Annotated in this window: 24 protein-coding genes; 2 read left to right on the forward strand and 22 right to left on the reverse strand. The window is 36.0% G+C overall.

All coding sequences use genetic code 11. The features are described 5' to 3' along the window. Positions 1-21: 21 nt before the first annotated feature. From MUA87_RS08155 to coaBC, 7 genes are all read right to left on the reverse strand, one after another. Positions 22-786, reverse strand: coding sequence for a tyrosine-protein phosphatase (locus tag MUA87_RS08155; RefSeq protein WP_262550491.1), 765 nt, complete (start codon positions 784-786; stop codon positions 22-24). Beyond that, the gene (locus MUA87_RS08160) at positions 779-1,477 is read right to left on the reverse strand and encodes a polysaccharide biosynthesis tyrosine autokinase (protein WP_107548379.1); all 699 of its coding nucleotides are present in this window, start codon (positions 1,475-1,477) and stop codon (positions 779-781) included. The genes MUA87_RS08155 and MUA87_RS08160 overlap by 8 nt, the downstream gene beginning before the upstream one ends. Before the next feature lie 16 nt (positions 1,478-1,493). Beyond that, the gene (locus MUA87_RS08165) at positions 1,494-2,165 is read right to left on the reverse strand and encodes a YveK family protein (RefSeq protein WP_262550495.1); all 672 of its coding nucleotides are present in this window, start codon (positions 2,163-2,165) and stop codon (positions 1,494-1,496) included. 241 nt (positions 2,166-2,406) lie between these two features. Next, positions 2,407-2,724 (reverse strand): hypothetical protein, encoded by a 318-nt coding sequence (locus tag MUA87_RS08170; protein WP_262550497.1) that lies wholly within the window; start codon positions 2,722-2,724, stop codon positions 2,407-2,409. Between the two features lie 188 nt (positions 2,725-2,912). Continuing rightward, positions 2,913-3,545: an NAD(P)-dependent oxidoreductase gene (locus MUA87_RS08175; protein WP_262550499.1), complete on the reverse strand. Its 633-nt coding sequence runs from the start codon at positions 3,543-3,545 to the stop codon at positions 2,913-2,915. 302 nt (positions 3,546-3,847) lie between these two features. Further along, positions 3,848-6,256 carry a primosomal protein N' gene (priA, locus tag MUA87_RS08180; RefSeq protein WP_060803943.1) on the reverse strand — a complete coding sequence of 803 codons (2,409 nt, stop codon included), beginning with the start codon at positions 6,254-6,256 and terminating at the stop codon, positions 3,848-3,850. Continuing rightward, positions 6,241-7,467: a bifunctional phosphopantothenoylcysteine decarboxylase/phosphopantothenate--cysteine ligase CoaBC gene (gene coaBC / locus MUA87_RS08185; RefSeq protein ID WP_262550501.1), complete on the reverse strand. Its 1,227-nt coding sequence runs from the start codon at positions 7,465-7,467 to the stop codon at positions 6,241-6,243. Before coaBC ends, priA begins: the two co-directional genes overlap by 16 nt. Before the next feature lie 216 nt (positions 7,468-7,683). Here coaBC and MUA87_RS08190 point away from each other — a divergent pair, with 216 nt between their 5' ends. Continuing rightward, entirely contained in the window at positions 7,684-8,001 is a 318-nt protein-coding gene (locus tag MUA87_RS08190) for a thioredoxin family protein (protein ID WP_002480631.1), read from the forward strand. Positions 8,002-8,070: 69 nt separating this feature from the next. Here the strand turns inward: MUA87_RS08190 and rpoZ are convergent, their stop codons facing one another. Continuing rightward, entirely contained in the window at positions 8,071-8,301 is a 231-nt protein-coding gene (gene rpoZ, locus MUA87_RS08195; RefSeq protein WP_002480630.1) for a DNA-directed RNA polymerase subunit omega, read from the reverse strand. Beyond that, on the reverse strand, positions 8,301-8,924 hold the full coding sequence (gmk, locus tag MUA87_RS08200; RefSeq protein ID WP_002480629.1) for a guanylate kinase: 624 nt from the start codon (positions 8,922-8,924) through the stop codon (positions 8,301-8,303). The genes rpoZ and gmk overlap by 1 nt, the downstream gene beginning before the upstream one ends. A gap of 169 nt (positions 8,925-9,093) precedes the next feature. Between gmk and MUA87_RS08205 the strand changes: the two genes are divergently transcribed. After that, entirely contained in the window at positions 9,094-10,812 is a 1,719-nt protein-coding gene (locus MUA87_RS08205; protein WP_262550503.1) for an Rqc2 family fibronectin-binding protein, read from the forward strand. 51 nt (positions 10,813-10,863) lie between these two features. Here MUA87_RS08205 and MUA87_RS08210 read toward each other — a convergent pair whose 3' ends face one another. The 13 genes from MUA87_RS08210 to pyrR form a co-directional block, all read right to left on the reverse strand. Continuing rightward, the gene (locus MUA87_RS08210; protein WP_262550505.1) at positions 10,864-11,628 is read right to left on the reverse strand and encodes a tyrosine-protein phosphatase; all 765 of its coding nucleotides are present in this window, start codon (positions 11,626-11,628) and stop codon (positions 10,864-10,866) included. Between the two features lie 149 nt (positions 11,629-11,777). Next, a complete protein-coding gene (locus tag MUA87_RS08215) occupies positions 11,778-12,179 on the reverse strand; it encodes a VOC family protein (RefSeq protein ID WP_002480626.1) in 402 nt (133 codons plus the stop codon). A gap of 503 nt (positions 12,180-12,682) precedes the next feature. Further along, positions 12,683-12,874: a hypothetical protein gene (locus MUA87_RS08220; protein WP_060803941.1), complete on the reverse strand. Its 192-nt coding sequence runs from the start codon at positions 12,872-12,874 to the stop codon at positions 12,683-12,685. 26 nt (positions 12,875-12,900) lie between these two features. Next, a complete protein-coding gene (pyrE, locus tag MUA87_RS08225) occupies positions 12,901-13,512 on the reverse strand; it encodes an orotate phosphoribosyltransferase (protein WP_023015755.1) in 612 nt (203 codons plus the stop codon). A gap of 1 nt (position 13,513) precedes the next feature. Further along, positions 13,514-14,218: an orotidine-5'-phosphate decarboxylase gene (pyrF, locus tag MUA87_RS08230; protein ID WP_002480623.1), complete on the reverse strand. Its 705-nt coding sequence runs from the start codon at positions 14,216-14,218 to the stop codon at positions 13,514-13,516. Further along, a complete protein-coding gene (locus tag MUA87_RS08235; protein WP_057511010.1) occupies positions 14,218-15,135 on the reverse strand; it encodes a dihydroorotate dehydrogenase in 918 nt (305 codons plus the stop codon). Before MUA87_RS08235 ends, pyrF begins: the two co-directional genes overlap by 1 nt. Further along, a complete protein-coding gene (locus MUA87_RS08240) occupies positions 15,132-15,896 on the reverse strand; it encodes a dihydroorotate dehydrogenase electron transfer subunit (RefSeq protein WP_060803939.1) in 765 nt (254 codons plus the stop codon). The genes MUA87_RS08235 and MUA87_RS08240 overlap by 4 nt, the downstream gene beginning before the upstream one ends. 57 nt (positions 15,897-15,953) lie before the next feature. Then, the gene (gene carB, locus MUA87_RS08245; RefSeq protein ID WP_023015758.1) at positions 15,954-19,127 is read right to left on the reverse strand and encodes a carbamoyl-phosphate synthase large subunit; all 3,174 of its coding nucleotides are present in this window, start codon (positions 19,125-19,127) and stop codon (positions 15,954-15,956) included. Further along, complete coding sequence (locus tag MUA87_RS08250; protein ID WP_262550507.1) at positions 19,120-20,220, reverse strand: carbamoyl phosphate synthase small subunit; 1,101 nt, start codon at positions 20,218-20,220, stop codon at positions 19,120-19,122. The genes carB and MUA87_RS08250 overlap by 8 nt, the downstream gene beginning before the upstream one ends. A 6-nt stretch (positions 20,221-20,226) precedes the next feature. Continuing rightward, positions 20,227-21,498 (reverse strand): dihydroorotase, encoded by a 1,272-nt coding sequence (locus MUA87_RS08255; RefSeq protein ID WP_262550509.1) that lies wholly within the window; start codon positions 21,496-21,498, stop codon positions 20,227-20,229. Next, a complete protein-coding gene (locus MUA87_RS08260) occupies positions 21,485-22,393 on the reverse strand; it encodes an aspartate carbamoyltransferase catalytic subunit (RefSeq protein ID WP_023015760.1) in 909 nt (302 codons plus the stop codon). The genes MUA87_RS08255 and MUA87_RS08260 overlap by 14 nt, the downstream gene beginning before the upstream one ends. A 30-nt stretch (positions 22,394-22,423) precedes the next feature. Beyond that, complete coding sequence (locus tag MUA87_RS08265; RefSeq protein ID WP_002480616.1) at positions 22,424-23,725, reverse strand: uracil-xanthine permease family protein; 1,302 nt, start codon at positions 23,723-23,725, stop codon at positions 22,424-22,426. 221 nt (positions 23,726-23,946) lie between these two features. Continuing rightward, positions 23,947-24,474 carry a bifunctional pyr operon transcriptional regulator/uracil phosphoribosyltransferase PyrR gene (pyrR, locus tag MUA87_RS08270; protein ID WP_057511005.1) on the reverse strand — a complete coding sequence of 176 codons (528 nt, stop codon included), beginning with the start codon at positions 24,472-24,474 and terminating at the stop codon, positions 23,947-23,949. Positions 24,475-24,897: the final 423 nt, after the last annotated feature.

Here is a 24,897-nt window from a genome sequence, read left to right on the forward strand (position 1 = left end):
TTCTAATGCATACTAGTAATTTTAAAAAATTCCTAAAATCTTTTTGCGTGTATACTCAACAGGTCTACCACTAATAATCTTACTATCTTCTATCATCAACTTATTATTGTTTAAATACCTACTAATATCATCTTGATAGTTACTAAGTTTTTTGTTGCTTAGAAGATTATTAAACCCAAACGGTCGCTCATCAGCACTATGTGCATCAGAAGCGACAAAATGTACTAAGTTATGTTCAATCATTTGTAAAGATAACTTCTGTATATTTTTTCCAAATGTTCCTGTTAGAGAAGAAGCGGTTAGTTGACTTAGAGCTCCAATTCCAACTAATCCATATAATACATTAATATCTTGTGAAATTTGTTTATTTCTTTCAGGATGAACAATTACCGGAATAAAGCCTCTGGTTTGAATCTCATAAATAATATTTTGCGTATAGTTAGGTACTTGGTTTGATGGCAATTCAAGTAAAAGATATTTTGAATTATTTATCCCTTTAATTTTGCCATTATCCAAATGTATTAATAATTGATCGGATATTCTGACTTCTTGACCTGGATAAACTGTAATTCCTAATTTCTTTACTTCTTCATGTTCATTTATCTCTTGAACGTTTTGTACGATGTCTTGAAACTCATTATCATATCTATAGTGTAAATGGTGAGGACTGGCTACAATCCCAGTTATGTTTTGCTCAGCTGCTTGTTTAACTAATTTAATCATTTCCTCTTCATTTGAAGGGCCGTCATCTACACTTGGAATAATATGGTTGTGAATATCAATCATTTTTATCTTCTCCATAATATGCATAATAACTTGATGTTTTATCTGGTGTTGTTTTGTTTAAAATAACACCTAATACTTTTGCACCTGTTTTTTCAATTAAATCTTTTCCTTTTTTAACTGCGTTTCTATCGTTGTTTTTAACATCTACAACCATAGCAACATACCCACTTATTTCTGAGAATAACTGAGCATCTGTCACTGTATTTACAGGTGGCGTATCAATTATGATGATGTCATATATTTCATATAACTCTTCAAGCACACTTAAACATTGGGAAGAACCAATAAGTTCTGACGGGTTCGGCGGGATTGGTCCAGAAGTTAATAAATCCAAGCCTTCAACTTCCGTATTCTCAATTGCTTTACTTAAATATGATTGATTAATAATCAGATTTGAAAATCCATCTACATTTGAAGTGTTAAAAATATAATGTTGAGTCGGTTTTCTCATGTCGCCATCAATTATTAATGTTTTAAAACCAGCTTGTGCATATGTAACTGCAACATTTGCAGAAACAAGTGATTTACCTGCCGAAGGTTTTTCTGATGTAAATACTATCGATTTAATATCATTATCAGCAGTTGAAAACATAATATTAGTTCTTATTCCTCTGAACTTTTCACTAATAACAGATTTCGGATCATTAAATGTGATTAACGGGTTTTGAATTACTTCATTTTTCTTTGCCATAGCTATTAAGTCCTCCTTATTTCTTTTTACCGAAGTCTGAAATAGAACCTAGAACAGGTAATCCTAAAACTTCTTCTACTTCTTTTTCTGTTTTAATTCTTCTATCTAGCAATTCTTTTAGTGTCACAATAATTAACGCAATAATTAGCCCCACTATTAGACTAATAAGACCATTAATTATTGGCTTAGGTGCAACTTTCTTTGCATTTTCAGCTTTAGATAATGTAGAAACGTTATCAATATTCATAATTTTACTTGCGTCATCACTAAATACTTTAGAAATAGTATTAGCTACTTTAGTGGCATCTTTTTTCTTTTTACTTTCGACAGTAATATTCATAATTTGCGATTCTGCTTGGTTGTTTACACTTAACATTTCTGAAAGTTCTTTTTCAGAATATTTTCCATTCAATTCTTTTGAAACTTTATCAAGAATTCTTGGGCTTTTAATAATTTCTGAGTACGTTTTAACAAGTTGAATATTAGATTGTACTTGTTGTGCCATCATCTCATTGCTTGTTTCTTTTTGATTTACTAATACTTGCGACGTTGCTGCGTACTTAGGTTGGATAAGTAAGAAACTAATCAATAACCCTACAATCAAAAAGATTAACGGCAAGATAATTAAAAACTTTAAATTTTTCTTTAATGCCGTCATCAAATTTCCTAAATCAATTGTCTTTTCCATAGTAACCTCCATTATATGTATAGTACATACTAATTAACGTATATTTTACATTATATAGGATAACATGACGCTTTTGAAACAAATTTTAAATATTTTTACAATCAAAATCAGATTGTAATATTTTTTAATAAAATCCACAAAATTATAACAATCACTAAATCTATTGATAGCTTAATTCACTGGATACCTTTGCTAAGGCGTAAAAAAGCACCTACCAAGATTTCTTAGTAGATGCTTTAAACTATTGTAAAATAATAAAGAAAACAATAACAAATATACTTACAATGAACCTCACACTTTGTGCTAAAAAGATGATTTTCCCAAAAGTTCTCTTTTGATAGATACCTATGCCTACTTGGATCTTCGCAAATCCAATGATTAAAAGAATCAGAGCTGGTATGAAATTAGCAATTAAAGCTCCGATATCTAACAATAAGCTTCCTACTATTAAGAGGATCATTGTAATTTTAGGTGTTTTCGGATTACGTGCTAACATTAATATCGCAGATAAAAATGTGAAAACTGAAAATGCTATGATAAACGTTTTGAGCAGAATCATAAAATCACTCCTTGATTCCTTATTATACATGAAAATAATCATTACAATATCAAAAAAGGGATATTAACTTATAGTTACCTATATAAAATATATACACCTGTACAAGTTAGTGCATTCTTAATAATAAAACCTCATTAAAAGCAATAGAAAGTTAAATTGCTTTTAATGAGGTTGCTTTTTATTATCAGTTAACCAGAAACTACTGTGATACCTTGGTTTGGATATTGATCATTTTCAGCTTCATCTATAAATGCGTTACTGAAATCACTGTACGATACATAAGATTTATTTCTTGAGTTATAAATAATTGTATCAGTACCCAATTTATAATCGTTGGTTTCTGGACCATTAAAATCAAACATGCTTGCAGGACTTACAAACGTCCAGTCTTTTAGTTTGTCTTGTGCTGCTAGAATATCATAAGCTTCAGCCATTTTTATAGCTGATTCTTTTACAGCCTCTGGGATATTTGGATTATCCGCTACTCTTGTTGTTTTACTATCATCTATATACAATCTACCTGTTCCACCAACAAACATCAGTTTTACATCTATACCGTCTAAAATATTAATAAGATGATTAGTCATTTGAATATATAACTCTTCTTTTCCTCTTGGTGCGCCAAATGCGACAAATACTGCATCAAAACCTTCTAAATCTTCACGAGTAATATCTAATATATCTATTTCTACATATGGAACATCAAATTGTAATTTATTATGATTTCTGACAAACGCAGTAACTTCATGGTTTCTCTCTAATGCTTTTTCAGTTAAAATTGTTCCTTGTTTACCCGTTGCGCTAATGATTGCTATTTTCATCGTTTCATCATCCCCTTTTGAAAATTAATTATAGCTTTGATAAACTGCTTACTTTTAACAGTATAGTGCCTCATAAAGAATCCTTAATCGTATATCTATATGAAGTTCGTAAGCAGATAAGCATTTATAATTTAATTTATTTTACACCACTTTTTGTATAGCACGCAATAATAAAGAACTTTCAAAAAGTATTACACTTATACATTGATGTTGGCTGAAAATAAAAAGATAAGTGATAATCTAAAAAGCATCTAATACTTTCTAAATCATCACTTATCCATCATTTTATGCTATTTTATTCTCTACATCATGACATAAGGGTTTATGTCTATCTTTAATGAAAGCTTATCTTTTTGATAGCGTTCATGATAGTAATCATCTAAATATTGAAGTGCTTTGTGTAATTCGGGTTCACTTTTGTATTTGACTAGAACTTGGAAACGAAATTCTCTATTAATTCTAGCGATAGCTGCTGGTGATGGTCCTAAAATCAAAGCCCGATCCGTAAGGTGTTGTAATAATATTTTATGAACATGTGCCGCTGCTTGCATAACTTCTTTCATATTTTGGTGAGAAATCGTAAAGTTAATCAAGAAATAGTATGGTGGATACTTACCAATTTGTCTGTATTTCATTTCTTTATGATAGAACGATAAATAATCATTAAGCTGGACATCTTGTATCGCATAATGATCAGGGTTATAGGTTTGAATAATAACCTTCCCTTCTTTTTCATGACGTCCTGCACGCCCTGCTACTTGAGTCAGCAATTGGAAGGTTCTTTCACTGGAACGAAAATCTGGTAAGTTCAACATTGTATCAGCGTTTAATACACCGACAAGTGTAATATTTGGGAAATCCAACCCTTTCGCAATCATTTGAGTACCGAGCAGAATATCCCCTTTACCTTCTCCGAAGTCATTCAATAACTTCTCATGTGCACCTTTTCTTGATGTTGTATCTGCGTCCATACGAATAATCTTCGCATTTTCAAATTCACGATTTAAAAGTTCTTCAACACGTTGGGTACCAGTTCCCATTTGACGAATGTGTTCACTTTCGCAGTTTGGACATTTATTAGGCGGTGTTTCTTCATAACCACAATAGTGACATTTCAATTTATCGCTAGATTTATGGTAGGTCAATGAAATATCGCAGTTCGGACATTGCGGTACATGACCACAGTCTCGACATAATATAAATGAAGAATAACCACGTTGATTTAAGAATAGTACAATTTGTTCATTGCGAGATAAACGGTCTTGAATTGCTTCTCGCAATTCTGTCGAAAACATTGACCGGTTACCATTTGCTAATTCTTCACGCATATCTACAATATCAATTTCAGGTAATGGTTGATTATTCACACGATCAGGTAAGCTTAATAAGTGATAAACTCCCTTTTCAGCACGTGCATATGATTCAAGACTTGGCGTCGCACTACCTAAAATTAATGGACATTGATGATATTTTGCTCGCCATAATGCAATCTCTTTCGCATGATAACGAGGATAATCTTCTTGTTTATATGTTGCCTCATGTTCTTCATCAATAATAATCATACCCAGATTTTTAAATGGTGCAAAAACACTAGAACGCGCGCCTACACTTACACGTGCACGACCGTCACGTATTTTTTGCCACTCATCATAACGTTCGCCTTTTGAAAGACCAGAATGCAATACTGCAACTTCATCACCAAATCTACGTTTAAAACGTAAAACCATTTGTGGTGTTAAAGCAATTTCTGGAACTAACATCATAGCCTGTTGATTTTTTTCTAGAACAGCTTCTATCGTTTGAAGATAAACTTCAGTTTTACCAGAACCTGTTACACCATGTAATAAGAAAGTCTCTTGTTTTTCTTCATCAATAACCTTTTTAATCTCATCGTAAGCGATTTGTTGGCTTGGAGTGAGTTGTCGTTTTTCTTCTTGTTCAAATACTCTTGATGCATATGGGTCACGTTCTACTATGGCATCATACTTCTCTACAAAACCATTACGTTCCAATGTTTTAGCACTTGAAGCTGATAACCCTACTTCTTCAAGTTCTTTTAAAGGAACATCTCTATTTTGTGCATCTAGCAAGTAAGCATAAACATCATATTGTTTAGGGTGTCGTTCTAACATTGCTAAAACTTCATCTGGTTGATGATCATCTCTTATTCGTATTGCACGTTGTGTTTTTTTCTTTGTATTTTGAGACAGTAACGTTTCTTCTCTAACGATACCTTCTTCTAATAAAGGAACTAAATGTTTTAAATCACCATTTTGTTGAGCAGCTTTATAAGCATAATGTCCTTCTTTATTAAAGCGTTTTAAAATGTCATCTGGTATTGATTCATCTTCTACAATTTCAAATACTTTGGTATATCTTGCTTTAATAGCACTTGGTAACATGGCTTCTAAAATAGAAATACGTTTCGTGACATGATATTTACCATACCAAGCGCTTAAATCAACTAATTCAGGTGTCAGTTCTGGTTTAATATCTTGAATTTCTTGGATTTCTTTTAGTTTAGATAGATCTAGTTCTGGATCTGGTTCCTCAGCTATTTCCATAACATACCCTTGAATGGTTCTGTACCCAAAGGGTACAACGACTCGTACACCAACTTGAATTATGGGTACGAGTCGCTCTGGTATTTTATAGTCAAAGGTAAAGTCTACGTTTTTAGCTGGGACATCTACAATTACCTTTGCATACATTTTTTCCACCTACGTTCTAATTCTTCTAAGATTCTTCCAGCAAGCTGCTGTTTCTTACCTTTCTCTATATTAACTGCTTCGTCATTTTTGAAGTATAATGTGACTTCATTATCATCAGAACTGAAACCGATAGATGTGTCTCCTACGTTATTCGCAATAATCACATCTGCATTCTTTTTCTCTAATTTAGCTTTTGCATATTTTTCAATATCTTGTGTTTCAGCTGCAAAGCCAATTAATTTTTGATGCGATTTATGCTCACCTAAATATTTCAATATATCTTTAGTTCGTGTAAATGAAATGGTTAAATCTCCATCTTGTTTTTTCATTTTATGTTCCAGTTTTTCTGATGGTTTGTAATCTGAAACTGCAGCCGTTTTAAAGACAAAGTCCTGAGCATCAAAACGTTCAACTACTGCGTTAAACATATCTTCCGCACTAGTTACAGGTACAAAGTCCACATTTTCTGGTGGCGTTAAGCTTGTTGGACCACTCACTAAAGTTACTTTAGCGCCTCTCTTTTGTAATGCATCAGCAAGTGCATATCCCATTTTTCCTGATGCTCTATTAGACACAAAACGTACAGGATCAATCACTTCGACCGTTGGTCCTGCTGTAACTAAGGCATGTTTACCATTGAACCAATCACTCTCATTGATGACTGATTGATTATTATTTTGTTCCATCGTTTGGCGCATGAATGCAATGATATCCAATGGTTCCATCATACGGCCCTTCGCTACATAGCCGCAGGCTAAAAAGCCTTCACCAGGTTCAGCGAAATGATAACCATCTTCAGCCAATACTTGCATGTTCGCTTGTACTCTTGGATTTTCATACATATGCACATTCATAGCAGGAGCAACAAATTTAGGAACAGTTGTCGCTAATAAAGTTGAAGTAATCATATCGTCAGCAATACCGTTTGCTAATTTACCGATAATATTGGCAGTTGCTGGCGCAATAATCACTGCGTCTGCCCAATCACCTAATGCTATATGTTGAATTTCAGCTGGATTTTCTTCTTTAAATGTACTCGTGTATACAGGATTACGACTGATTGCTTGGAAAGCAAGCGGTGTCACAAACTCTTGTGCATGTTCAGTCAGCATTACACGTACGTCATACCCTGCTTGTGTTAATTTACTTGTTAAATCAATCGCTTTATAAGCTGCAATACCACCCGATACTGCTAATAAAATATTCTTCATCGCAATCTTTGCCTCCAAGTTTATTCTCTCTTTATGTATACGGCTTAATATTAAAAAATGAGTCCAAATGAAATGGCCTCATAATTCATCAATCATTTTATATTTTAACACTCTAGGTCAAAAAAGTCCTTTGCTTTGCAAAGCAATAAAGTTGATTCTCTATCTCTATCCGCGTAAGATAGCTTTCGACACAGACAATAGAAAGAAGGTTTGAAGATGGAGACTTTAAAGCAATATGACGATATTACACAACGCATTGAATCAGAAAATAAATTCTTATTATATGTCATGGCGAATGGTTGCTCAGTCTGCCATGCAGACCAACCTAGAGTAGAAAAATTAGTAAATCAGTTAGAAATACCTGCAGCACAAATTATTGTAAATGATATTCCTGAAGCTGCTGGTCAACTCTCACTCTTTACTGCGCCTGTCGTCATTCTTTTTAATAATGGAAGAGAATTTCATAGACAAGCACGTATTATAGATTTCGATCAGTTAGAACGTTCTATGGAGCAATTGAAGATGTCTTATTAAATGAAAAACAACCTTTAAAGCAGTTTTTTGCCTTAAAGGTTGTTTTCAATTTATATAATCACTTTAAACTCAGTCTTTTGTTTCGAATTCACTTTCGTTTAATTCTGGTTCGATTGGAGTGATTTTGCCATCGGCAATCTCTTCTAGAGCTTCTCCAACTGTTTTAACTGAGTGATATTTTTCTAATAACGCAGTGTCTTTTTTGTCATATAATTCACGTGCGCGTTTGGCTGCCACTGTTGCGATTAAATATTTTGATTTTACTTTTGAAGTTAATTGATTAAGCGGTGGGTATAACATTATTTTTTGGCCTCCAATATCATTTTTCTATACTTTGCTTCTATACGTTCACGTTTTAGATGTTCGGCTGCAACGATTGCTTGAATACGTTCTTTAGCAAGTTCTACTTCATCGTTTACCACAACGTAGTCATAAAGATTCATCATTTCCACTTCTTTACGTGCTTCTTTCACACGACTTTGAATCTTTTCGTCTGATTCTGTACCGCGGCCGACTAAACGCTCTCTTAAGTGATCTAAACTTGGCGGTGCTAGGAAGATAAATAATGCATCAGGGAATTTCTTGCGTACTTGTTTCGCACCTTCAACTTCGATTTCTAAGAAGACATCATAGCCTTCATCCATAGTGTCTTTCACATACTGTACAGGTGTACCGTAGTAGTTACCTACATATTCTGCATACTCAATAAATTGATCTTGTGCGATAAGTTGCTCAAACTCTCGTTTTGTCTTGAAAAAATAATCAACGCCATCTTGTTCACCTTCACGCATTTCACGTGTCGTCATTGAAATTGAATATTTGTATGATGTTTTCGGATCATCAAATATTTCTTTGCGGACAGTACCTTTTCCGACTCCAGATGGACCTGATAAGACAATTAGTAAACCTTTTTCATTATCCATGCCTTACGACCTCTCTAAGCTATTGTTGTATTATATAATGATACCATATTCTAAATAAAATTGTATAGATGCCAATAGATAAAATCTTAATTTGGAAGTTTACCATATTCACATGGTACAATAATAAGAACGTAGTACAAGAACGAAAATAAAAAGGTAGCTGATAATTATGGCATTTGATGGCCTATTCACAAAGAAAATGGTAGAAGAACTGTCCTTTCTTGAAGGTGGACGTATTCATAAAATCAACCAACCTGATAACGATACAATTATAATGGTCATTCGTCAGAATCGTAAAAACCATTCATTACTGTTATCTATCCATTCTAATTTCTCTCGTATGCATATTACGAAAAAGAAATATGATAACCCATTTGAACCGCCAATGTTTAACCGTGTCTTTCGTAAACACTTAGACGGCGGAATTATACAAGCAATTCGTCAAATTGATAATGACCGTCGTATCGAAATCGATGTTCAAAGCACAGATGAACTCGGTGATAAAATATATCGTACCGTTATCCTAGAAATTATGGGTAAACACAGTAACTTAATACTAGTTGATGATAATCGTAAGATTATCGAAGGTTTCAAACATTTAACACCAAACACAAACCAATATCGAACTGTGATGCCAGGTTTCCAATATGAAGCACCACCTACACAAAATAAAATCAATCCTTATGAAGTTTCAGGTCAAGATGTACTCAAGTATATTGATTTCAATCAAGGCAATATTGCGAGACAACTCTTACAAACTTTCGAAGGTTTCAGTCCACTCATTACGAAAGAAATTACAGAACGTCGTCAATTTATGACTACTGAAACATTACCAGCAGCATTCGATGAAGTTATGGAAGAAACTAAACTTAAACCTGTTCCGATTTTCCATAAAAACCATGAAACTGGTAAAGAAGATTATTACTTCATGCGTTTAAAACAGTTTGATGATGATAGTGTGACTTACGAATCACTTGATGAGTTATTAGATCGTTTCTACGATGCACGTGGCGAACGTGAACGTGTTAAACAACGTGCGAATGATCTAGTTCGTTTTGTCCAACAACAACTTCAAAAAAACCGAAACAAACTCGTTAAATTAAACGCTGAGTATGAAGGTACGCAATCAAAAGAAGATATGCAGTTATATGGTGAACTCATTACCGCAAACATCTATCGCATTAAACAAGGTGATGAAACCTTAACTACTGAAAATTACTACACAGGTGAAGAAGTGACAATTAAGTTAGATCCGACTAAATCACCTTCACTGAATGCTCAATATTACTATAAGCAATATAACCGTTTAAAAACACGTGAACATGAGCTTGAACACCAAATTCAACTCACAGAAGAAAACATTGCATACTTTGAATCTATTGAGCAACAGTTGGCTCATATCACAGTAGAAGATATTGACGAAATCCGTGAAGAACTTGCAGAACAAGGCTTTATGAAACAACGTCAAAATCGTAAGAAAAAGAAACAACCGCAAATGCAGTTGCAAACTTACCTTTCTACAGATGGCTCAACTATATATGTAGGTAAAAACAACAAACAAAACGATTATCTAACAAATAAAAAAGTACGTAAGCACCATTTATGGTTCCATACAAAAGATATTCCTGGTTCTCACGTAGTCATTTTTGAAGATGAACCAAGCGATAAAACAATAGAAGAAGCTGCAATGTTAGCAGCCTACTTCTCTAAAGCAGGAAACTCTGGTCAAATTCCAGTAGATTACACAGATATCAAAAACGTACACAAACCATCAGGTGCGAAACCAGGCTTTGTAACATACGATAATCAAAAAACATTATATGCCACACCAGATTATGATCACATCCAATCAATGAAAAGCGATTCAGAAAAAGTGAAATTAAAATAATCTATTTACTTTAAAAGCACTCGAAGACAAAATGTTTTCGAGTGCTTTATTTTAAAATATCCAACCTTTAATTTTTTGACTATCAGGAACAAACGGTTCACGCTTATCAATTTCTTCATTTTTAATAATTGCTTCTGCATTCTTGATTAACTTCATCATAGATTCACGAAAATTCAATAACACTTCTTCCTTAAACAAAGATTTCATAATAAAAGGTCTGGCTTCAAAATCATGCGCATCAGATGCGATAAAATGAGCAAGATTACATTTCATTAGTTCAATCGATACATCTTGAATTCCTTTACCAAAATCCCCTACTAAAGACGTTGAAGTAATTTGACTTAATGCTCCTTGCTGAACTAAGTTATATAAAACACTCATATCTTTCAACAAAGCGATATTACGTTCAGGATGTGCAATGATGGTAATATAACCTAAATCCTGTATATTTTGAAACATTTGATACGTATAATCAGGAATGTCGTTAGGAGGAAACTCAATGAGTAAGTATCTGGACTTATTTAAACCACTTACCTTTCCGGATTTAATATCTTCAATTAAATTCTGATGAATTCTTACCTCTTGTCCTGGATAAATTTGAATTCCTAAATCTTTAACCTTTTTTAATTTACATAATCTTTTTATTTTTAACTTTACTTTATCAAAAGAATTATCGTATTTATTAGTATAATGAGGTGTTGCAATAATTTTTGTTACATTTTCTTTTTTAGCTTGTTTTAATAATTGAGTAGCCGCTTCTTCATCTCTTGGTCCATCATCTGCATCAATTAATATATGATTATGCATATCTATCATGGGTATCACTCCAAAATTCAGACTACCAATCTATCTTTTTAAATGGCGTTTGTTCATAACTCACCTTTATTATATTCTTCTTTCATAGCCTGCTGTAAATAAAAAACAACCCACCTATCAGGTGAGTTGTTTACATATCATTGATGAAATTAATCCATTAATGCCAGTTGGAAATTCACACCGAAGCGATCTTGTATCCATGCGAATTCTCTGTAAGGTCCAAGCTCAGTTTTGGCCATTAAAATGGCACCGCCGCTTTTTAGTCCACTGTATAGACGTTCCATTTCCATAGCATTATCTACTGTCACAAATAAAGAAATAGATGGATTCATCGGTATTTCAGTTCCATTAGAATTATCAATCGCCATAATAATTTGGTCTTTTAAACGAATAATTGCGTGTTGGACTGCACCCGCTTCTCCGCTTCCAAACTCATCATACTTCACCATTGAAACCACTTCACTATCTTCAAATACTGAAGTATAAAGTTCAATCGCTTCTTCAGCTTCATTATTAAACATTAAAAATGGTGTCACCTTTGGTATTTGCACACTATCCCCTCCTTATTGACTTGCTATTTACTAATCACATAGTAATTTAAAATTAAGCAACTTAAAAATCACTATTTTAACACTTAAAACGATACATGAATGACTATGCAAAAGCAACTCAACCTATACATAGTACTGCCTTAATTGAGATTGTGTTTTTCCTCAAAAGGGTTAAATTAAGCTAACATTATGAAAGACCAAAAGTGAATCAAACAGTACCTTTTTCTATATGTATGACACAATTCATAGTATAATGACTTTATTCCAAAACAATGAGTAAATCTTAATCAGATGATTGAATGAATGGAGGTCTATGATGTCTCACTTTTTCTTACCTATTTTAGCAATGTTAGCAGTGATTATTATCGGTTATATCTTTATTAAAATATATTTACGCTAGTCTATTTGTCACTTTTGACTTAGACAGATTTTTCTTAAAATCTAAAAATCCGCAATCATAAGCTCAAAATGAGTGTTCATGATTGCGGATTTTGTCGTTTGTTTTAAATTAAGCCTTTTTCTTTTATATCTGTTTTACATTTCTTGAAAATGTTTTTCTCGTGTTCATTCGATAACCATTGATTTTCATCTTGATCATGATTATTGACCGGCTCACGGTAATCTTCATTTGCGGATAAGAACTTATTTAAGTGCGCAAATGGTTTATGAGCAGTTTGTGCATGTGTATTGGACATGGTTCATCCCTCCATCCAATTCCATCTTATGCTAAATTGTCTCTCCATTCAACTAAAGATTGAATATCTGACTCAGAAATTTTACCTTGTTCTTTAGCCACGTCGATTAATTCGTTGTAGTCACTTAAAGTATAGAACGGAATATCAGCATCTTTGAACATTTGATCCGCTTTAGCAAGACCATACGTAAAGATTGCGACTACACCTAATACTTCAGCGCCAGCTTCTCTTAATGCTTCTGCAGCAACTAAAGAAGAACCGCCTGTTGAAATTAAGTCTTCAACGACTACGATTTTTTTACCTTTACTTGGTGCACCTTCGATTTGGTTTTGTTTACCATGGCTTTTACTTTTAGAACGTACATAGCTCATTGGCATATCTAATTTTTCAGAGATGAACGCTGCATGAGGAATGCCCGCTGTCGCAGTTCCTGATACAATTTCAGCATCTTTGAAATGTGTTTGAATCAATTCGATTAAACCGTCACGAATCGCGTTACGAACTTCTGGATAACCTAATGTAACACGGTTATCACAATAAATCGGAGATTTAATCCCTGAACTCCATGTAAATAAATCATTCGGTGATAGTGCAACTGCACCAATATCTAATAATGATTGCGCAATTTGTTTTGACATCTTAACCTAACCAACTTTCTTTAATATGATGATAACTTTCAACCGGATTGTCACTTTGTGTGATTGGACGACCTACTACTATATGTGTAGAACCCATTTCACGTGCTTTGTCTGGTGTTGTAATACGTTTTTGATCGTCTTGTGCGTAATGTGCTGGACGAATACCTGGTGTTACTTTCAAGAAGTCTGAACCTAATTCTTTTGTCAGTAATTCTGCTTCTAATGGTGAACATACTACGCCATCTAAGCCAGCTTCTTTAGTTAAACGTGCATAGTTTAATACAGCCTCTTCAATTGAAGTTTGGATGTTTTGTTCTTTTTGCAGCATTTCTTCTGTTGTTGATGTTAATTGTGTGACCGCAATAATTTTAGTGTCTTTGTTGACGCTACGTAAGCCTTCAACTGCTTGGCGCATCATTTCAGTACCGCCTGCAGCATGTACGTTTACTAAATCTACATTTAAACGTCCTAAACCAGCCATCGCTTGTTTGACTGTATTTGGAATATCATGCAGTTTTAAATCTAAGAAGATTTGGTGGCCGCGTGCTTTAATTTTGTTGATTAATTCAGGGCCAGTTTGATAATAAAGTTCCATTCCGATTTTGATGTATAAAGGTTCATCAAATAAATCTAAGAAATTTTCTACTTCTTCAGCCGTCGCAAAGTCTAATGCGATAATCGGTAAAGGTAAATTACGATTTGCCATTATTTAGTCACCTCAAAAGTCCTTTTGTACAATTCATTAATATGGTTTACACCTAAGTCGTCGAGCAATGCTGGCAGTTCATCAATGATTTCTTTACATACCATTGGATTTTGGAAGTTAGCTGTTCCAACTGCTACCGCATTCGCACCCACTGAAATATAGTCTATAACATCTTGTGCGTTTTGAACACCGCCCATTGCGATAATTGGAATATCTACAGCTTGTCTGACTTGATAAACCATTCGCATTGCGACAGGTTTGATTGCTGGTCCGCTTAAGCCACCGACTGTATTTGCGATAATTGGACGCCCTGTTTTCGCATCAATACGTAAGCCGACTAATGTATTAATCATTGTTAAACCATCCGCATATTGCGCGATTGCTTTAGCCATTGCGACAATATCTGTTACGTTTGGTGAAAGTTTCACGTATACAGGCACTTCAGAAACTGCTTTAACTTTACGTGTCAATTCAGCAGCAACCACTGGATCCACACCAAACTGCATACCGCCTTCTTTCACGTTCGGACAAGAGATGTTTAATTCCAACGCTTTCACATTTGGTGCTTTTGAAATATGTTCAGCCACGTATACATAGTCTTCTTCAGTAGAACCAGCAACGTTTGCGATAATCGGTACATCAAATTGTTCTAACTTCTTAAGTTCATGTTCAATAATGTGATGCACACCAGGGTTTTGTAACCCAATCGCATTAATCATACCACTATCAGTTTCAGCAACACGCGGTGTTTCATTACCATAACGCGCTTCTTTCGTAGCGGCTTTAATCATAATGGCACCTAGTTCGCTTAAGTCATAAAATTGACTGAACTCTGCACCGAAAGCAAAACAACCGCTTGCTGGCATAATCGGGTTCTTTAACTCTAATCCTGGAATTTCTACATTTAATCGACTCATAGGATGACTGCTCCTTTCTCAAATACAGGTCCATCTGTACAAACTTTGACATAACTTGTTTCAGATTCAGGTGTATGGCAGACACATGCGTAACATGCGCCGATACCGCAACCCATGCGTTCTTCAAGTGATAAGAAACCTTCAACATCTGCTAATTTGTCATGTTCTTTAATGGCTTTTAACATCGGTTTAGGCCCGCATGTATAGTAAATATCATAATCTACCGGCAACTCAGAAATTACATTTGTCACAAAGCCTTTTGCTCCCATTGTGCCATCTTCAGTCACAATGTGCGTTTCACCCAATTGCGCAAACTCATCTGCGTAGAAGACATCTTTTTTACTTCTGAAACCTAAAACATGCACTGTCTCAATACCTTGACGATTGAGTTGTTTAGATAGTTCATATAGAGGAGGAACACCGATACCGCCGCCCACAAGAAGCGCTTTACGTTCTGCTTTTTCAACAGGGAAACCATTACCTAAAGGTGCAATAATATCAATCGCATCATTCTCACGCATTTGAGACAGACGTTGTGTCCCAGCACCTTCTGCACGATATAACATCGTAAAGGTTTCAATTTCAGGTTCGATATGACAAATTGAGATCGGACGTCTCAACATATGCAGTGAACCTTCACCTACTTTAATATGAACGAATTGTCCAGGTTGTGTCATTTTACGTGTCACAGGTCCTTTTACTTTAATTTCAAAAATGCGGTCCGCAATTTCTCGATTGGATACGATAATGTTTTGTTCCACTGTTAAATCCTCCTTTTAATCTTGAATCTATCTTCATTATAGCCACTTTAACTACTTTTACATACTTCTCATTGTGAATGTCATACTTTCAATCACATTCGTTAACGCATTCGCTGTATCTAATGATGTTAAACATGGCACACCATTTTCTACAGACGCACGTCTGATTTGGAAACCATCTCTTTCAATCGTTTTCCCTTTTGTCATCGTGTTAATGACAATTTGTACGTCACCATTTTGAATGCGATTTAATAAATCATCTTCACCGCCGATTTTACCCACTGTTTCAACCGGAATATGATTTTCAGCTAATTTCGCAGCTGTACCTGAAGTTGCGAGTACTTTATATCCCACTTCATGTAAACGTTTTGCGATTTTAACCATTTCTTCTTTGTCTTTATCACTGACAGTAATTAACACTGTGCCATGATCTTTCACTTCCACACCGCTCGCAGTTAAACCTTTGAACAATGCTTTTTCTAAAGTTAAATCTTTACCCATGACTTCACCTGTTGATTTCATTTCAGGTCCAAGCGTAATGTCGACATTTTTCAATTTATTAAAACTGAATACTGGCGCTTTAACATAAACCCCTTCTGAATAAGGTTGAAGTCCTGGTTTGTAACCTAAGTCACTGAGTTTTTCTCCTAAGATGGCACGCATCGCAAGTTGTGCCATTGGAATATCTGTAATCTTACTTAAGAACGGTACTGTACGACTTGATCTTGGGTTCACTTCTAAGACATAGACACCATCATGTGCTAATACGAATTGGATATTGATTAAACCGATAATATCCAAACCTTTCGCAAGTTTCGTTGTATAAGCTTCTAAAGTTTGAATCACTTCATCAGATAACGTTTGAGGCGGATAAACCGCGATAGAGTCGCCTGAGTGCACCCCTGCACGTTCAATATGTTCCATAATACCTGGAATAATCACTGTTTCCCCATCTGAAATCGCATCAACTTCAATTTCTTTACCTGTTAAGTAACGGTCTACAAGTACTGGATGTTCAGGACTCGCTTTTACAGCTTCTCTCATGTAGTTTTCTAACTCTGCATCATTATACACGATTTCCATCGCACGGCCACCTAATACATACGATGGACGTACAACAACTGGATAACCGATTTCTCGCGCATTATCTAAAGCTTCTGCAGGAGAAGTTGCAGTTTTACCTTTCGGTTGCGGTACATCGATGGTATTTAAGAGTTCTTCAAACTCTTTTCTATCTTCAGCACGGTTTAAATTCTCTAAAGATGTACCTAAGATTTGCACACCGTGTTTCGCAAGTTTTTCTGCTAAATTGATGGCAGTTTGACCACCGAATTGAACTACAACACCTTTAGGTTGTTCGAGTTCAATAATGTTCATGACATCTTCTTCAGTTAATGGTTCGAAGTAAAGTTTATCTGAAATTGAGAAGTCAGTTGACACTGTTTCAGGGTTGTTGTTGACGATGATTGCTTCATAGCCTGCATTTTGGATTGCCCATACGGCATGAACTGTCGCATAGTCGAATTCAACACCTTGACCGATACGGATCGGACCAGAACCAAGTACAATCACTTTTTCTTTATCTGTTACGATGGATTCGTTATCTCTTTCATATGTTCCATAGTAGTACGGTGTCGCAGATTCAAATTCTGCAGCACATGTATCTACCATTTTGTATACTGGTTTAATATCATTTTCATGGCGGAGTCGATAAACATCTTCTTCTTCCATATCAAATCTATGCGCGATGACTTTATCGCTGAAACCATAGTCTTTCGCATATTTAAGATATTCGATATCACCTTTATGTGCTTTTAATTCACGTTCGATATCGATAATATGTTGGAATTTGTTAAGGAAGAAGTAATCGATTTTAGTCATCTCGTGAATTTCTTCGAGTGTTGTACCACGTCGAATCGCTTCACCGATGAAGAAAAGACGTTCATCATCTTGTTGTAAGATACGTTCTTTTATGTAGTCTAAATCGTAACTTTCTCCATTCGGTAATCCTAGATGATGGACACCATATTCTAATGAACGAATGGCTTTTAATAATGATTCTTCATACGTACGGCCGATAGCCATAACTTCACCTGTTGCTTTCATTTGTGTTCCAAGTACACGTTCACCTTTTTCAAATTTATCAAATGGGAAACGTGGAATTTTAGAAATCACATAGTCTAAAGCTGGTTCAAATGCCGCATAAGATGTGCCTGTGACAGGATTTAACATTTCATCCAATGTTAAACCAACCGCAATTTTAGCTGCTAATTTCGCAATCGGATAACCTGTTGCTTTTGATGCTAAGGCTGATGAACGTGATACACGTGGATTAACTTCAATGATATAGTAATTCATTGAATATGGATCAAGTGCTAATTGTACGTTACAACCACCTTCGATACCTAAAGCACGAATAACTTTTAATGATACGTCACGTAACATTTGATATTCAACATCTGTCAAAGTTTGACTTGGCGCAACAACGATAGAGTCACCTGTATGGATACCAACTGGGTCGATATTTTCCATATTACAAACCACAATGGCGTTATCGTTTTTATCACGCATTACTTCATATTCAATTTCTTTAAATCCTGCGATAGATTTTTCAATCAAACATTGTGTAGCTGGGCTATAATGCAAGCCGTTTGTCACAACTTCTTTTAATTCTTCGTCGTTATGACAAATACCGCCGCCTGTACCACCCATTGTAAATGCTGGGCGGACGATTAATGGATATCCCACTTGTTCTTTAAACGCAAAAGCTTGTTCTACGGTGTGGACGATGTCACTTTCAGGAACAGGTACATCTAAGTCATTCATCAAACTTCTAAATAACTCACGGTCTTCTGCTTGTTGAATTGAGCTTAATTTTGTTCCTAATAAACGTACATTGTTCGCTTCTAAAACACCGCTGTCATGAAGTTGAATGGCCATGTTCAAACCTGTTTGTCCACCAAGTGTTGGTAAGAGTGCATCAGGTTGTTCTTTACGGATGATACGTGCGATAAAGTCGTGTGTTAAAGGTTCGATATAAACTTTATCTGCAATTTCTTTGTCAGTCATAATTGTTGCTGGGTTTGAATTGACTAAGATAACGCGGTAACCTTCTTCTTTTAAGGCTAAACATGCTTGTGTACCGGCATAATCAAACTCTGCAGCTTGGCCGATGATGATAGGTCCTGAACCAATCACTAAAATGGTTTTGATGTCATTATTTCTAGGCATTGACTGTACGCTCCTTCGCTTTGAATTCTTTCATCATATCAATGAATTGATCGAATAAGTAATTTGAATCAGTAGGTCCTGGGCATGCTTCTGGATGATATTGTACTGAAAAAGCAGGAAGCGTTTTATGTTTTAATCCTTCCACTGTGCCGTCATTTAAGGCAATATGTGTGACTTCTAAATCTGTGTGTGCAACTGAAGCTTCATCAATTGCGTAACCATGGTTTTGACTTGTTAAAGCAATTTTTCCTGTTGATAAGTCTTTAACTGGATGGTTTGCACCACGGTGACCAAACTTCATTTTGAAAGCTTCGGCACCTTGTGATAATGCAAATAGCTGGTGACCTAAACAAATACCGAAGAATGGAATTTTTCCTAAGATACCTTGAATCATTTCCACAGCTTCTGGTACATCTTCAGGGTCTCCTGGGCCATTTGATAACATGACACCGTCAGGTGACATGCCAAGAATAATTTCAGCTGGTGTATTGTATGGCACGACAGTTACATTACAACCGCGTGCGTTAAGTTCTCTAACGATATTTTGTTTCTTTCCGAAGTCTACCAATACGACGCTTAAGTCTGAACCAGTTGATACATAAGGTGTTTTCGTCGATACCATCGGTACTTCATCACGAGAGAGTTCAAATTGTTTAAGTTCTTCTATGAATGTTGGAATATCTTCAGCGTGGTCTGTAAAACCTGCTTTAAGTACTCCGTGTTCACGTATTTTACGTGTGATACTACGTGTATCTACACCAGAAATACCTGGAATATCATATTGAACTAATACATCGTTGAAAGTCTTTTGTTGACGGAAGTTGCTAGGATGTGTACTCGCTTCTTTTACGACTACACCACTTAATGTCGGTACTAACGATTCAAAATCATCTCTGTTAATACCGTAATTTCCGATTAAAGGATAAGTGAATGTAATGATTTGACCTGTGTAAGACGGGTCAGAAATTGTTTCTTGATAACCCGTCATTGCTGTGTTGAAGACAATCTCACCTTTAGTCAGATTGTCTGATCCCAGCTTTCTTCCTTCATAAATTGAACCATCTTCAAATACAAGATATCGTTTTTCTAACATTGTTGTTTATTCCTCCTTGAATGCCACTTCTCCAGCTACCATTGTTAATACAGGGTTGCCGTATACTTTATAACCGATGAATGGTGTGTTGCTTGCTTTTGAATGGAAATCTTCTGCTTTGATTTCTCTCTCTTCTTCTAAATCGATTAATGTTAAGTCTGCTGTTTTGCCTTCTTCTAGGATGCCGTATGGCAAGTCAAAGATCTGTGCAGGTTTAATTGTTAAGTAGTCAACTAATTGTTGTAATGACCAATCTCCATTTTTTACAAAGTGTGTGTAAAGTAATGGGAATGCTGTTTCACTGCCGACAATACCGAATGGTGCTTTTGTCATTGGTTGTGCTTTTTCGTCAGCTGCATGTGGTGCATGGTCAGTTGCGATACAATCAATTGTGCCGTCTAACAATCCTTCAATCAGTGCATCTCTGTCTTCTTTACTTCTTAAAGGAGGATTCATTTTGTACATTGCGTTGTCACCAGGGACATCGTCTTCTGTCATTAATAAGTGGTGCGGTGTCACTTCAGCAGTGACTTTGATACCTGCTGCTTTCGCATCACGGATAGCACGTACACTTTCTTTTGTTGAAACGTGACATACGTGGTAGTGACAATCTGCTGCTTCAGCTAATAATACGTCACGTGCGATTTGTACAGCTTCACAAATGTTTGGAATACCCGGAATACCTAATTCTTTACTGCGTTTCCCCTCGTGCATAGCGCCGCCGTAGATTAAACTGTTATCTTCACAGTGTGCAACTACTGCTTTGTTTAATTTGGCTGCTTGTTGCATTGCTTCATACATTGTGCCGGCTGTTTGTACCCCTACACCGTCATCTGTGAACGCAAATGCGCCGTGCTCAGCTAATCCTTTGAAATCAACTAATTCGCTGCCTGCTTGTCTGATTGTAATTGAAGCGTATGGTAATACACGAACACGTGCGTTATCTTCAATTAATTTGTTGAGTTTTTCTAAATGTTCAACTGTATCTGGTACTGGGCGAGTATTCGGCATTGGGCAAACTGTTGTGAATCCACCGCGTGCTGCTGCTTTTGTACCTGTTTCAATTGTTTCTTTATGTTCTCCGCCTGGTTCTCTTAAATGTACGTGTACATCAACTAAGCCAGGTGCTGCGAAGTGACCTTTTGCGTCGATCACTTCAACTTCTGAACCTACTGTGATTTCTGGTGCGATTTCTTTTACTTTGTCGTCTTCTACTAAGATAGAAGCCTCTGTTAATTTCCCGTCTTTTAATACTTTTGCATTCTTAATTAGCAACATCGATAAGAACCCCTTTCTGTTGTTCCGCAATAATATGGCTGATGACTGACATACGTAAGAACATGCCGTTTTTCATTTGTTTGAAGATACGTGCTTTTGGCGCTTCTACTAATTCTGTATCAATTTCAACGCCTCTGTTCACTGGTGCTGGGTGCATTACAATTGCATTTGGTTTCATGCGGTTGTATCTTTCTTTTGTTAAACCGTATTTTTCATGGTATTCATGTGGATCAAAGTTTAATTCTCCGTCATGTCTTTCGTGTTGTACACGTAATAACATCACAATATCCGTTTCTTCGATGACATCATCAATTTTGACATAAGGTGCATCTAGAGTATCGTCAACCCATTCATCTGGTGCTGCGAATTTAACGTTAGCACCTAAAGATGTAAGTGCTTGGTAGTTGCTGCGTGCTACACGTGAGTTTTTAATATCTCCGCAGATTAACACGTTTAAGCCTTTGAATTTTTTGTATTCTTCATAGATTGTCATGATGTCAAGTAAGCTTTGTGTTGGGTGTTGACCACTGCCGTCTCCGCCATTAATGACTGGGATGTTTAATCCCTCTAATTCTTTGTAGTAATCATTTTGTGGGTGACGGATAACTAATGCGTCTACACCGATGCTTTCTAAAGTTTTGCATGTGTCATATAATGACTCACCTTTTTTAACAGATGAAGTACTAGTTTCAAATGGAATTTCTTGCATACCTAAGCGACGTTCTGCCATTTCGAAGCTGCATTTTGTGCGTGTTGAGTTTTCGAAAAATAAGTTTGCTACGTATGTGTCATTTAATTTATGAACTTTCTTACCTTGTTTATATTCGATTGCTGTTTCGATAAGTGAATAGATTTCTTCATTTGATAAATGTTCCATAGATACTAATTGTTTCATTGTTAATTCCCCCTAAGAATTGGATAAAGTTTATTTATTTGATGTTTCCGGTTTTACTTTAGGTAAAATTAGGTTCAATACGATACCTGAAAGTGCTGCAAGTGCCATACCTTCAACTTTGACGCCGTGAATATCGAACATTAAGTTTCCGATACCCACCACAAGAATAACTGACGCGATTACTAAGTTACGGTTTTCCGAAAAATCTACCTTGCTTTCAACCAGCATTCTTAAGCCGCTTGAAGCGATGATACCGAATAAGAGAATGGATACCCCACCCATAACTGGTGTTGGGATTGATGAAATCAATGCTGTGAACTTACCTACAAATGCCAGGATAATCGCAATGACTGCTGCACCGCCGATAACGTAGATACTGTAAATCTTTGTTATCGCAAGTACGCCGATGTTTTCACCGTATGTTGTACTTGGCGGTCCGCCGATAATACTTGCAAACATTGTAGATACACCGTCTCCGATAATTGATCTGTGAAGACCTGGTTTCTCGAAGAAGTTTCTGCCGACAATCTTGTTGATGACCATTTGATGTCCAATGTGCTCACTGACTGTGACGAATACAATCGGAACCATTAAGAGCACCAGTCCGAAGTGGAAGCTTGGATGATAATCTACAAATGGTACATAGATGTGCGGCCAGTCGAACCATGATGCTTTCATCACTGGTTTGAAATCTACGATGCCGAAGATGATGCCTGCGATGTATCCTACAATGATTCCGATTAAGACTGGAATCAGCGAGAAGAACCCTTTCATGTAGCCTTGAACAACTAATGTTGTGATTAACGTGATCATTGCGACAATCAAGTAAGTAACGTTGTAACCTTTCATGTCTGCAGTGTTTTCAAACATTGCCATGTTGGCAGCTGTCGGCGCAAGACTTAATCCGATAACCATGATGACTGGTCCTACTACAACGGGCGGTAACAAATGCATAAGCCAACCGATTCCGCTTAATTTGATTAAGATTCCGATGATGACATACATCACACCACTCATGAAAAGTGCCACAAGCATGTCTCCTAAGCTGTGTGTACTTAATCCTGTAATAATCGGTGTGATGAAGGCGAAGCTTGAGCCTAAGTATGCTGGAATCATTGATTTTGTAATTAAGATATAAAGCAATGTCCCGATTCCTGATGCAAGCAATGCTGCTGAAATTGGCAAGCCTGTTAGGAATGGTACTAAGACTGTTGCTCCGAACATCGCGAATAGATGTTGTAAGCTGAGGAAGGCCCATTGGCCTGCTTTCGGCTTTTCATTGACATCTAGTACGGGTTTCACCGTTCGCTCAAACATTTGTTCATTTTCCATTTCTCTTTCTTCCTTTCATAAAAAAATCTCTTTACAGCAATCAGCGTGCAAAGAGACATTGTGGGGGAAAGATAAGAAGGTGTTGTCTGTTTGAGATACACGTGTACCTCTTTAGAAGTTGTTTCTTACAAGATTTGTAGCCTCTCGTGCTAGCATTGTAAGTTGACAACAGTTCTTATCTAACCCTTTGTCAGTCTCTCGTACTGATTTAAAAGGGTAAGCTATTCAATTATAACTGCGTTGCGACCATCTGTTTCGTCTACATAGACTAAAACTTCTTCGTCTTTCGCAGTTGGAATATTTTTACCTACGAAGTCAGCGCGTATTGGTAATTCGCGGTGTCCGCGATCCACTAATGTTGCTAACCCGATTTTTTGTGGCCGAGAATGTAGTAAGATTGCATCGAGTGACGCACGTACAGTTCGACCTGTATAAAGCACATCATCAATGATGATAACGACTTTGTCTTTAAGGTCTACATCAATGACATAAGACTTCTCAGACATTTTAGGTGTCGGTAACTCTAAGTCATCTCTGAATTGCGTGATGTCTAATGTTCCTGTAGGAACACTTACGTCTTCAATTTGTTGAATTTTCGTTTGAATACGTTTCGCTAAAAATTCTCCGCGTGTTTTCACACCAAGCAACACAAGATTTTCAGTACCTTTGTTATACTCTAGAATTTCATGTGCGATACGTGTTAAAGTCCGCTGCATGCCTGCATCATCTAATACAATACGCTCTGTCATTCCCGCACTCACCTTTCCATAAAAAAATCCCGTATCTCAATTGAGAGACACGGGACACGAAGAACATGCGAGATTTACTATCTCAACTATTTAAATCAGTAACTGTTTTGTCGGTTACTTTACTAAATTTGTATGGCAATCAGGGTTGGTGAATTGCGTGTTCATACAAAATTACCTCTTAATAAAGTGTTTACTTAGTTACTTTCTCTAGTTTCAACATGTAAATTATCTGCCTTCGGAGCATCTCTGTACTCTCAATTAAAGACTTACGATTTCTTTATTAAACTGTACTAAGTTTAACACAGATAGATGAAAAGTCAAAGACATTTCCAAAACAAATATAAAGATTTCTCCATTCAAACAAGCACGATAAATAGTTAAGTTAATCTCCATGGTCAATTCATTCTAAAAGATCACAATTCT

It is taken from the genome of Staphylococcus simulans, assembly GCF_025561465.1.
In the GTDB taxonomy this organism is placed as follows: domain Bacteria; phylum Bacillota; class Bacilli; order Staphylococcales; family Staphylococcaceae; genus Staphylococcus; species Staphylococcus simulans.

Bases quoted from the DNA above. Each gene is read 5' to 3' on its own strand.
- carB (WP_023015758.1), bottom strand. From the start codon at position 19,127: ATGCCTAGAAATAATGACATCAAAACCATTTTAGTGATTGGTTCAGGA.
- MUA87_RS08210 (WP_262550505.1), bottom strand. From the start codon at position 11,628: ATGATAGATATGCATAATCATATATTAATTGATGCAGATGATGGACCA.
- MUA87_RS08165 (WP_262550495.1), bottom strand. From the start codon at position 2,165: ATGGAAAAGACAATTGATTTAGGAAATTTGATGACGGCATTAAAGAAA.
- coaBC (WP_262550501.1), bottom strand. From the start codon at position 7,467: ATGAAGAATATTTTATTAGCAGTATCGGGTGGTATTGCAGCTTATAAA.
- pyrE (WP_023015755.1), bottom strand. From the start codon at position 13,512: ATGTCAAAACAAATTGCGCAATCATTATTAGATATTGGTGCAGTTGCA.
- pyrF (WP_002480623.1), bottom strand. From the start codon at position 14,218: ATGGCAAATCGTAATTTACCTTTACCGATTATCGCATTAGACTTTGCG.
- MUA87_RS08170 (WP_262550497.1), bottom strand. From the start codon at position 2,724: ATGATTCTGCTCAAAACGTTTATCATAGCATTTTCAGTTTTCACATTT.
- MUA87_RS08190 (WP_002480631.1), top strand. From the start codon at position 7,684: ATGGAGACTTTAAAGCAATATGACGATATTACACAACGCATTGAATCA.
- MUA87_RS08155 (WP_262550491.1), bottom strand. From the start codon at position 786: ATGATTGATATTCACAACCATATTATTCCAAGTGTAGATGACGGCCCT.
- MUA87_RS08160 (WP_107548379.1), bottom strand. From the start codon at position 1,477: ATGGCAAAGAAAAATGAAGTAATTCAAAACCCGTTAATCACATTTAAT.
- MUA87_RS08175 (WP_262550499.1), bottom strand. From the start codon at position 3,545: ATGAAAATAGCAATCATTAGCGCAACGGGTAAACAAGGAACAATTTTA.
- MUA87_RS08205 (WP_262550503.1), top strand. From the start codon at position 9,094: ATGGCATTTGATGGCCTATTCACAAAGAAAATGGTAGAAGAACTGTCC.
- pyrR (WP_057511005.1), bottom strand. From the start codon at position 24,474: ATGACAGAGCGTATTGTATTAGATGATGCAGGCATGCAGCGGACTTTA.
- MUA87_RS08260 (WP_023015760.1), bottom strand. From the start codon at position 22,393: ATGAAACAATTAGTATCTATGGAACATTTATCAAATGAAGAAATCTAT.
- MUA87_RS08235 (WP_057511010.1), bottom strand. From the start codon at position 15,135: ATGAGTCGATTAAATGTAGAAATTCCAGGATTAGAGTTAAAGAACCCG.
- priA (WP_060803943.1), bottom strand. From the start codon at position 6,256: ATGTATGCAAAGGTAATTGTAGATGTCCCAGCTAAAAACGTAGACTTT.
- MUA87_RS08265 (WP_002480616.1), bottom strand. From the start codon at position 23,725: ATGGAAAATGAACAAATGTTTGAGCGAACGGTGAAACCCGTACTAGAT.
- MUA87_RS08255 (WP_262550509.1), bottom strand. From the start codon at position 21,498: ATGTTGCTAATTAAGAATGCAAAAGTATTAAAAGACGGGAAATTAACA.
- gmk (WP_002480629.1), bottom strand. From the start codon at position 8,924: ATGGATAATGAAAAAGGTTTACTAATTGTCTTATCAGGTCCATCTGGA.
- MUA87_RS08220 (WP_060803941.1), bottom strand. From the start codon at position 12,874: ATGTCCAATACACATGCACAAACTGCTCATAAACCATTTGCGCACTTA.
- rpoZ (WP_002480630.1), bottom strand. From the start codon at position 8,301: ATGTTATACCCACCGCTTAATCAATTAACTTCAAAAGTAAAATCAAAA.
- MUA87_RS08250 (WP_262550507.1), bottom strand. From the start codon at position 20,220: ATGTTAGAAAAACGATATCTTGTATTTGAAGATGGTTCAATTTATGAA.